The following is a 9,431-nucleotide window of genomic DNA, read 5'->3' as shown; positions in this document are numbered from 1 at the left end:
CCTTTGACCTTTGACCTTTGACCTTTGACCTTTGACCTTTGACCTTTGACCAGCATAAACAAAAAAGGCTGCACAGTGCAGCCTTTTATTCTAGTACTAGATAATGAATCTAGTGTGTATAAATATAGTTTAACCTACATTTTTACGTGCATTGCGGAACATACGCATCCATGGGCTATCTTCGCGCCACTCATCTGGGTGCCACGAGTTAGCAACCGCACGGAATACACGTTCAGGGTGAGGCATCATTACAGTAGCACGGCCATCAGCTGAAGTAATACCTGTGATACCTTCTGGCGAGCCGTTCGGGTTAGCAGGATATTGTGTCGTAGGGTTACCGTAGTTATCAACAAACTTAACCGCTACAGTACCTGACTCAAGCGCTGCTTTCACTGCTGCATCATTAGCAAACTCAGCATGACCTTCACCGTGAGACACAGCGATAGGCATACGAGAGCCCGCCATACCGTTGAAGAATACCGAAGGATTCTCTTGCACTTCAACTAAGCTAAAACGTGCTTCAAAACGCTCAGATTTATTCGTCACAAAGCGTGGCCAATGTTCAGTGCCAGGGATCAACTCTTTTAATGTTGATAACATCTGACAACCGTTACACACACCTAAACTAAATGAGTCTTGGCGCTCAAAGAAGCTTTGGAACTGCTCACGTGCCATATCATTAAATAAGATTGATTTAGCCCAACCTTCACCAGCACCTAACACGTCACCGTAAGAGAAGCCGCCACATGCCACTAAGCCTTTAAACTCTTCCAGACTTAAACGCCCTTCAAGAATATCGCTCATGTGTACATCAACTGCCGCAAAACCTGCACGGTTAAATGCTGCTGCCATTTCTAAATGCGAGTTAACACCTTGCTCTCGTAAGATAGCCATTTTAGGCTTAGCGCCTGTCGCAATATACGGTGCTGCCACATCTTCATTTAAATCGAAGTTTAGTTTAACGTTAAGACCAGGATCTTTAACATCAAACTTGGCATCAAATTCTTGCTTAGCACAATCAGGATTATCACGACGTGCTTGCATTTGGTAGGTGGTTTCTGCCCAAATAGTACGTAATTCAGTACGCGTGTTACTAAGTACAGGGTTACCAGCGCGGTTAAATACCACACTGTCGTCACTGTTAAGTGTGCCAATTTCATGGCTGATTGCAGCAATGCCATGCTCAGCAAATACTGCGTTCACGACCTCTAAATCACTGTTAGCAACTTGGATTACCGCACCGAGCTCTTCATTATAAAGTGCTTCAATGTCAGAACCTGTTAAACCATCTAAATTAACAGTCACACCAGTATGACCCGCAAATGCCATTTCAGCCACTGTGGTAAATAAACCACCGTCTGAACGGTCATGATAAGCAAGTAACTTATTATCAGCGACTAACGCTTGCATTGCATTGTAGAAGCCTTTTAGTAATTCAGGGCTATCTACATCTGGCGTTACATCACCTAATTGCTTATAAACTTGCGCTAAACTTGATGCACCTAGTCGGTTTTTACCAGCACCTAAGTCAACCAAGATAAGTGAGGTTTCACCTTTATCTGTACGTAGCTGCGGAGTAACCGTTTTACGTACATCGTCAACACGACCAAACGCGGTGATAATAAGTGATAATGGTGCTGTTACTGACTTCTGCTCGCCATTCTCATCCCACTGGGTTTTCATCGACATAGAGTCTTTACCCACAGGAATGGTTAAACCAAGCGCAGGACAAAGCTCTTCACCCACCGCTTTAACTGCTTCGTAAAGACCCGCATCTTCGCCAGGGTGACCAGCTGCTGCCATCCAGTTAGCAGACAACTTAATGTTTTCAAGCGGTCCAATGTTAGCACAAGCAATATTGGTTAATGATTCAGCTACGGCCAAACGTGCTGATGCACCGTAATTAAGCAATGCTGCAGGTGTACGCTCACCAAGAGACATTGCCTCACCATGGTAAGTGTCATACGTTGCTGCAGTTACGGCACAGTTAGCAACTGGCACCTGCCAAGGACCAACCATTTGGTCACGAGCAACTAGCCCTGTTACTGAGCGGTCACCAATGGTGATCAAGAACGTCTTTTCAGCAATCGCAGGTAAACGTAATAAACGTGTTGCCGCTTCACTTACGTCAATATTTGCAGTATCCAGCGCTTTACCAATAACTTGTTGAGATTGCGCTTCACGGTGCATTTTAGGTGCTTTGCCTAATAACACATCCAGTGGTAAATCAACGGGGTTGTTACCAAAATGGCTATCTGCAACGGTTAAATGACGCTCTTCAGTCGCTTCACCTATTACAGCATATTGCGCACGTTCACGCTTACAAATGGCTTCAAAACGGTCAAAATCTTCAACCGCGACAGCAAGTACATAACGCTCTTGAGACTCGTTACACCAGATCTCATGCGGTGCCATGCCCGGCTCATCATTCGGAATATCGCGCAGTTGGAATTTGCCCCCACGACCACCGTCATTAACAAGCTCAGGGAATGCATTTGATAAACCGCCCGCGCCCACATCGTGAATAAACGCGATTGGGTTAGCATCACCTAACTGCCAGCATTTATCGATGACTTCTTGACAACGACGTTCCATTTCTGGGTTTTCACGTTGTACTGACGCAAAATCTAAATCTTCATTTGATTGGCCTGACGCCATTGATGAAGCAGCGCCGCCACCTAAACCAATGTTCATCGCTGGGCCACCTAACGCAATCAACTTAGCGCCAACAGGAATTTCACCTTTTTGTACATGGTCAGTACGAATATTACCTAAACCACCTGCAAGCATAATTGGCTTGTGGTAACCACGCACCTCAAGGCCATTATGACTGGTTACTTGCTCTTCATAAGTGCGGAAGTAACCGACTAAGTTTGGACGACCAAACTCATTATTAAACGCAGCGCCACCCAATGGGCCCTCAGTCATAATATCTAATGCTGTAACGATACGAGCAGGCTTACCAAAATCAGTTTCCCACGGTTGCTCGTAACCAGGAATACGTAAGTTTGATACAGTAAAGCCAACTAAACCTGCTTTTGGCTTAGAGCCACGGCCTGTTGCACCTTCATCACGAATTTCACCACCTGAACCGGTAGCAGCACCAGAAAAAGGTGCAATCGCAGTTGGGTGGTTATGGGTTTCAACTTTCATCAAGATTTCAATGTTCTCTTGATGATATGCATATTCACCTTCAGGATTTGGGAAGAAACGACCCGCTTTCGAACCTTTCATTACTGCGGCGTTATCTTTATAAGCAGATAATACGTTTTCAGGGTTTAGCTCGTAGGTATTTTTAATCATTTTGAATAGCGATTTAGGCTGAACTACACCATCGATGGTCCAATCTGCATTAAAAATTTTATGACGACAATGCTCTGAGTTTGCTTGTGCAAACATAAATAATTCAATGTCGTTCGGGTTACGCCCTAACTTTTGGAAGTTTTCTACCAAGTAATCAATTTCGTCATCAGCAAGGGCAAAACCTTGCTCAACGTTTGCAGTTGCTAGCGCTTCACGGCCGCCGGCTAAAATGTCAACTGATGACATTTGACTCGGTGCATCAGTACGGAATAACGTCGCAGCGTCGTCCATTGCGCTGTGCGTTGCTTCGGTCATGCGGTCATGTAATAAGGCTGCAACTTGATTTAATTGCTCAGCGTTTAAGTCACCTTCAACATAATAAGCGATGCCGCGCTCAACACGGTGTACTTGAGTTAAGCCACAATTATGTGCAATATCCGTCGCTTTTGAAGCCCATGGCGAGATTGTGCCAGGACGAGGCGTTACTAACACCAAAGTGCCTGCAGGTGTATGTTCGGCAATCGTTGGACCATAGGTAAGTAACTTCTCAAGCTTAGTTTGCTCATCACTTGACAGCTGTGCGGTTAGATCTGCAAAGTGTGCATACTCAGCGTATACATTAGTGACTGGAAGTTGCGCCTGTTGGCAACGGGCTAAAATTTTCTGAACTCTAAAATCGGAAAGTGCTGGTGCACCACGAAGGATCAACATAGGTATTTTCATCCGGGGTTAGGGATTGAACGATATTTTAGGCGGGTATTATATACTCAAGTAACTCGGAAATACAGGTTAAGCAGGGAATTAAAATTGCGGCAAGAGCGCTATAAGTTAGCATCGTTTATTACTAATAATGCCTAGTGGCAGATGAAATATCAAACACAGTAAAGTCAACTATGACAAATCGCCAAGTGACGTCATCGCAAAGTTTTGATATAAGGGTGTAATAGCATTCAAGGGGCACAGTATGTTTAAACAAAAGCTAATAACAATCATTACGTTAGTAATGCTTTTGTGTGCCTGCGATATGCAACAGCAGCAATCTCAACTTAGCCAAATAAAAACTCAAAACAAAATCAGAGTGGGTACGTTAGCTGGAGCAAGTAATTATTATCAAGCAGTGCAAGGTGAACAAGGATTTGAATATGAGTTAGCCCAAGAGTTTGCAGATCACCTTGGGGTTGAACTGGAGATGGTGCCATTTTTTAACTTATCCGACATGTTTTCACGCTTAGATAGCGGCGATTTAGACTTAATAGCCTCTGGTTTAACGTACAATAAAGTACGCGCCCAAGATTACCGTTTTGGCCCAACCTATCGCACAATTAGCCAAAAACTGGTTTATAAACAAGGTAGAGTAAGACCTCGTGATTTTGATGATCTAACCGATAACCTGACAGTACTTGCCAAAAGTAGCCATTCATTGGCACTGCAACAAATTAAACAAACTCACCCCAATTTAAATTGGCGCGAAACAGAAGATCTCGACGAAGAAGAGCTATTACAAGCAGTGATCGATGGTGAAATTGATTACACTCTTGCCGACTCACATACCCTATCGTTGTTTCGTCGCTATCACCCTAATCTTAGTATTGGTTTTTCTGTTACTCGTAACGATCCCATTGCTTGGCTGCTGCGCAAAGACGGCGACGATTCGTTATATGCGTTAATGGTGCCGTTTTTTGGTGAAGTAAAACAAAGTAATCAGCTTTATGTACTTGAAGAAAAATATTTTGGCCATGTCCGCCAATTTAACTACGTTAATACCCTTGCCTATATTGAAGCAATTAAAGAAACACTGCCAAAATATCAACCTTGGTTTGAGCAATATGCAGGCAGCCTAGATTGGCGATTACTTGCAGCTTTAAGTTATCAAGAATCAATGTGGAATCCGCGAGCAAAATCCCCCACAGGAGTTCGTGGTATTATGATGCTCACTCGTGATACTGCAAAGCAGGTCGGCGTAACTAATCGTCTTGCTCCTGAGCAAAATATCAAAGGCGGCGCAGAATATTTGACGAAGCTAGAAAAACGAATTCCCGACCGCGTTCCTCAGCCAGATCGTACTTGGCTAGCTTTAGCATCCTATAATATTGGTTGGGGTCACGTGAACGATGCTCGTATTATTACCGAGCAGCAAGGTGCTAGCCCTGATAAATGGGCTGATGTGAAAAAACGCTTACCGCTATTAATCAAAAAACGTTACTACCGTAAAACCAAGTATGGCTATTCGCGCGGTGACGTTGCAGTCAAGTATGTGGATAATATTCGTCGTTACTACGATGCACTAGTTTGGTTAGATGAAAATGACGCGATCAGCACACCGACTACTGAACCCGATGATGCAGAACAAATAGATCAACCTACTACCCAAGCTGCTGAGATTAAAAATCCAAAGCCTGCCACAATACAAACCACGGTCTCCCCAACAAAAGATGACAGTATCGATGAGCAAGCACCGCAAAAAAAAGATAACGGCGAACAATAAAAATAACTTTAAATGCGATAGGTACGCGCAAACTAAAATATCTATTTACTTGTCATCAAATGATCACTAATGTGTAGTATCAAGTATATAATTAACTTATATCTTTTCTCACTCTCACATTTTCAGGAGAAACCATGCTGAAACGTCGGCGTACACATTCGTTCAAACGAAATGTTATTTATTCATCATCTACCCGTCGCAGAATAATGCTGCGTAATTTACATAGAAAAGTAATTTGGCGTCGCAGAATGTTTGCAATGCAACAAATGGCAGAGTTAAGCATTGCAGCACCTGCAGGTTAAGCCTTCAGGTCACGCAAAGCTTTCTTTGCAGCTTTTATTTCTTGACGGCGGCGTTTAAAAAAATCAGAAATAGTTTGCCCACATAACTCACCTAGTATTCCGGCCTCAACTTCAACCTGATGATTTAATCTAGGATCTTGTAATAGATTCATAATAGAGCCTGCTGATCCTGTTTTTTCATCCGCAGCACCAAACACTAAACGTTTGATACGACTGTGTACTAGCAACCCGGCGCACATAGAGCATGGCTCCAACGTGACGTATAAAGTACAATCAATCAAGCGGTAATTATTAACGACCTTGCCACCTTCGCGTATCGCAATCATCTCTGCATGAGCAGAAGGATCGTTATCGGTAATCGAACGATTATAGCCAGCTGCAATCAACTGATTATCTTTGACCAGTACAGCACCGACAGGAATTTCATTCAACTGCTCCGCTTTTTTTGCATACTCTAGAGCTTGCGCCATCCAATATTGATCGTTCAATTGTTCACTCATTGACTTAATCTTTAACTAATTATTGTTTAATTATACTCACTTAGGCCATTAAAACGCTAAATATACTGATTAGTGATAAAAATAAAACAAATTAAAACAGCTTTAACATGGCTCACCCCGTGCGATTTACGATATAATCTCTCGCTTTTTTTATTTAGCTCACAACACACGGGTAGCAAATGAAATTTCCTGGACGCCGTAGGCATAAACATTATTTTCCAGTGGAAGCCAAAGATCCACTTACTAATCAACTCAACGCCAGTGATAAGTTGCAACGCAGCTACATCACAGGGATAGATCAAATCGTAGTTGATATAGAAGCTAAAGTCGATCAAGCTTTCCTTGACGAATTTCAACTGCGCCGAGGTATGTCGCAAGTTATTGATAGTGATATAACCAATGCATTATATGACCGCTTAAAACTCAACGATATGATCGATTATGAGTTTGCAGGCGGTACTATCGGCAACACTATGCACAACTACTCAGTATTAGCGGATGACCGCTCTGTACTACTGGGTGTGATGAGTGAAAACATTAAAATTGGTAGCTACGCTTATCGCTTTTTATGTAACACCTCAAGTCGTGTCGATCTCGACTACTTACAACCGGTAGATGGTCCGATCGGTCGCTGCTTTACACTCATTGACGATACTGGTGAACGTACTTTTGCGATCAGCGCAGGGCTGATGAACCACCTACGACCTGAATCAATCGATCAGGAGTTAATAGAGAACTCATCGGCATTAGTGATCAGTGCTTACTTAATGCGTACGCAAGGTTCTGAGACGATGACAGAAGCAACAATGCAAGCTGTCAAATATGCCAATGATGCTGGCATCCCTGTCGTACTCACTCTTGGTACTAAGTTTTTAATCGAGCAAGACCCTACTTGGTGGGCTAGTTTTGTTGAAAAACATGTTGATATTTTAGCAATGAATGAGGAAGAAGGGCTGGCAATAACTGGCTTTGAAGACCCTCTACTTGCTGCTGATAAAGCACTTGATTGGGTAGATTTAGTGATCTGTACCGCAGGTGAAAAAGGCTTGTTTATGGCAGGCTACATCGATGAGCAATTTAAACGAGAAACAGAATACCCATTGCTGCCTGGCGCAATACCAGATTTCAATCGTTATGAGTTTTCGCGCGCTATGCGCAAAGTTGACTGTCAGCAGCCAATTCGTGCATACAGCCATACAGCGCCATTTATGGGTGGTCCAGACTCTATTAAGAACACCAATGGTGCAGGAGATTGTGCATTAGCGGCGGTACTACATGACTTATCGGCAAATGTTTACCATAAGCTCAATGTTGGTAATTCAGCTAAACACCAGCAACCGGCAATGACCTACTCATCATTAGCACAAATTAGTAAGTATGCTAACCGTGCCAGTTTTGAGGTGTTAGTACAGCATTCACCGCGCTTATCTCGTGGTTTACCTGAGCGTGAAGACTGCCTCGAACAGGTTTATTGGGAGCAGTAACAACTCCCAATACATATTAGTTAAAAAATAGAGATATCAAGTTTTTTAGATAGCAGCTCAAGGGCTGCTATTCCTGCCACCGAGTTGCCAAATGAATTTAACCCTGGCGACCACACAGCCACTGTAAACTTATTCGGTAACACCGCTAATATAGTGCCCGATACTCCTGATTTACCCGGCATACCAACCCTATAACCAAAATCGCCCGCCGCATCATAGAGGCCGCTGGTAAATAATAATGAGTTGAGCTGTTTGTTTTGCAGACTTGAAAGTACGCGTCTATTAGACACGTTATCTATCCCTTTATTGGCCAGAAAGTTATATGCTTTAGCCAATTCGACACAATTGAGCTCTATTGCACAAAAATTAAAATATGCCCATAACACATCGTCAACTTCGTTTTTAAAGTTACCAAAGGACTTCATTAAATGCCCCATAGCAGCATTACGATGACGAAATTCATACTCAGAATTAGCGACCTTTTTATCAATCACTATGCCCTTATTTCCAGACAATAACCTAAATGTTTCTAACATTGAATGCATAGGTGCAGACAAGCGGCTATATAACGCATCACAGGTAACGATAGCACCGGCATTTATGAAAGGGTTACGCGGTATACCCTTTTCAAACTCAAGCTGAGTCAAAGAGTTAAACGCAGTACCTGACGGCTCTTTGCCGACTCGTTGCCATAATTCATTACCATAGCGCTGCAGCGCTAACGTTAACGTCATTACTTTAGAAACAGATTGAATTGTAAAGCGTTGCGAGCAATCGCCTGCGCAAAATGTCTGGCCATCAGTCGTATATATAGCAATAGAAAATTGGTTAGCATCAACCTCAGCCAATGCTGGAATATAATCCGCCACTTTACCTTGTGATAACAGTGGTTGCACCTCAGCGGTAATTTCATTTAAGACTTGTTGATAATCAGAGGTAGGCAAGGTAACCCTCATTGGCATTGAAAACAGAAATAAAATTCTACCATATTAGAAGAAAAGCAGACTGACTTTATTACTCAAATAATACCTAATAAAACACGCTTACAGTCACTTATTAATAATGCTGATTTGCCTTTTACTTACAAAGAGTGCGAGCTTGCCTATCACTTATAGAGGGCGCTAGTTTTCAAGATTAGAAAATGACAGTACACGCATGTCAAAGGTTAACGCTGACGGCTCGAAGCCAATAGCTTTCCTGCAGACGTAAAAAAGCCCGACTATTGCTAGTCGGGCTTTCTCAATTTGGAGCTTGGTGATGTCATAGTGCCCACAGCGGTAGAGAGCCACATAGCAAATGTATAGGTCGGCATTAGGCGCTTATTCTTTTCCTTTTACCTGATGCCTTTTACCTTTCA

6 protein-coding genes are annotated in these 9,431 nt (G+C 42.8%); 3 read left to right on the top strand and 3 right to left on the bottom strand.

Features of this window, described 5'->3' with window-relative positions; translation table 11 throughout:
* Window positions 1-129: 129 nt before the first annotated feature.
* Window positions 130-4,014, bottom strand: a complete 3,885-nt coding sequence (purL, locus tag H5180_RS23070) for a phosphoribosylformylglycinamidine synthase (protein WP_182759230.1) — start codon at window positions 4,012-4,014, stop codon at window positions 130-132.
* A gap of 253 nt (window positions 4,015-4,267) precedes the next feature.
* Between purL and mltF the strand changes: the two genes are divergently transcribed.
* On the top strand, window positions 4,268-5,788 hold the full coding sequence (mltF, locus tag H5180_RS23065; RefSeq protein ID WP_259397229.1) for a membrane-bound lytic murein transglycosylase MltF: 1,521 nt from the start codon (window positions 4,268-4,270) through the stop codon (window positions 5,786-5,788).
* Between the two features lie 134 nt (window positions 5,789-5,922).
* Window positions 5,923-6,090, top strand: coding sequence for a hypothetical protein (locus H5180_RS23060; RefSeq protein ID WP_169020230.1), 168 nt, complete (start codon window positions 5,923-5,925; stop codon window positions 6,088-6,090).
* On the opposite strand, the gene tadA is transcribed toward H5180_RS23060, so the two are convergent.
* Window positions 6,087-6,590 carry a tRNA adenosine(34) deaminase TadA gene (gene tadA, locus H5180_RS23055; RefSeq protein ID WP_145235034.1) on the bottom strand — a complete coding sequence of 168 codons (504 nt, stop codon included), beginning with the start codon at window positions 6,588-6,590 and terminating at the stop codon, window positions 6,087-6,089. The two genes, H5180_RS23060 and tadA, sit on opposite strands and share 4 nt — an antisense overlap.
* 179 nt (window positions 6,591-6,769) lie before the next feature.
* Between tadA and H5180_RS23050 the strand changes: the two genes are divergently transcribed.
* Window positions 6,770-8,074, top strand: coding sequence for an inosine/guanosine kinase (locus H5180_RS23050; RefSeq protein ID WP_145235032.1), 1,305 nt, complete (start codon window positions 6,770-6,772; stop codon window positions 8,072-8,074).
* Window positions 8,075-8,094: 20 nt separating this feature from the next.
* On the opposite strand, the gene glsB is transcribed toward H5180_RS23050, so the two are convergent.
* Window positions 8,095-9,018 (bottom strand): glutaminase B, encoded by a 924-nt coding sequence (gene glsB, locus H5180_RS23045; RefSeq protein ID WP_145235030.1) that lies wholly within the window; start codon window positions 9,016-9,018, stop codon window positions 8,095-8,097.
* Window positions 9,019-9,431 lie beyond the last annotated feature (413 nt).

The organism is Pseudoalteromonas sp. SR41-4 (genome assembly GCF_014163985.1).
Taxonomy (GTDB): Bacteria; Pseudomonadota; Gammaproteobacteria; order Enterobacterales; family Alteromonadaceae; genus Pseudoalteromonas; species Pseudoalteromonas rhizosphaerae.
The sequence above is the reverse complement of the archived record's forward strand: the minus strand, read 5'-3'. Positions and strand labels throughout refer to the sequence as shown.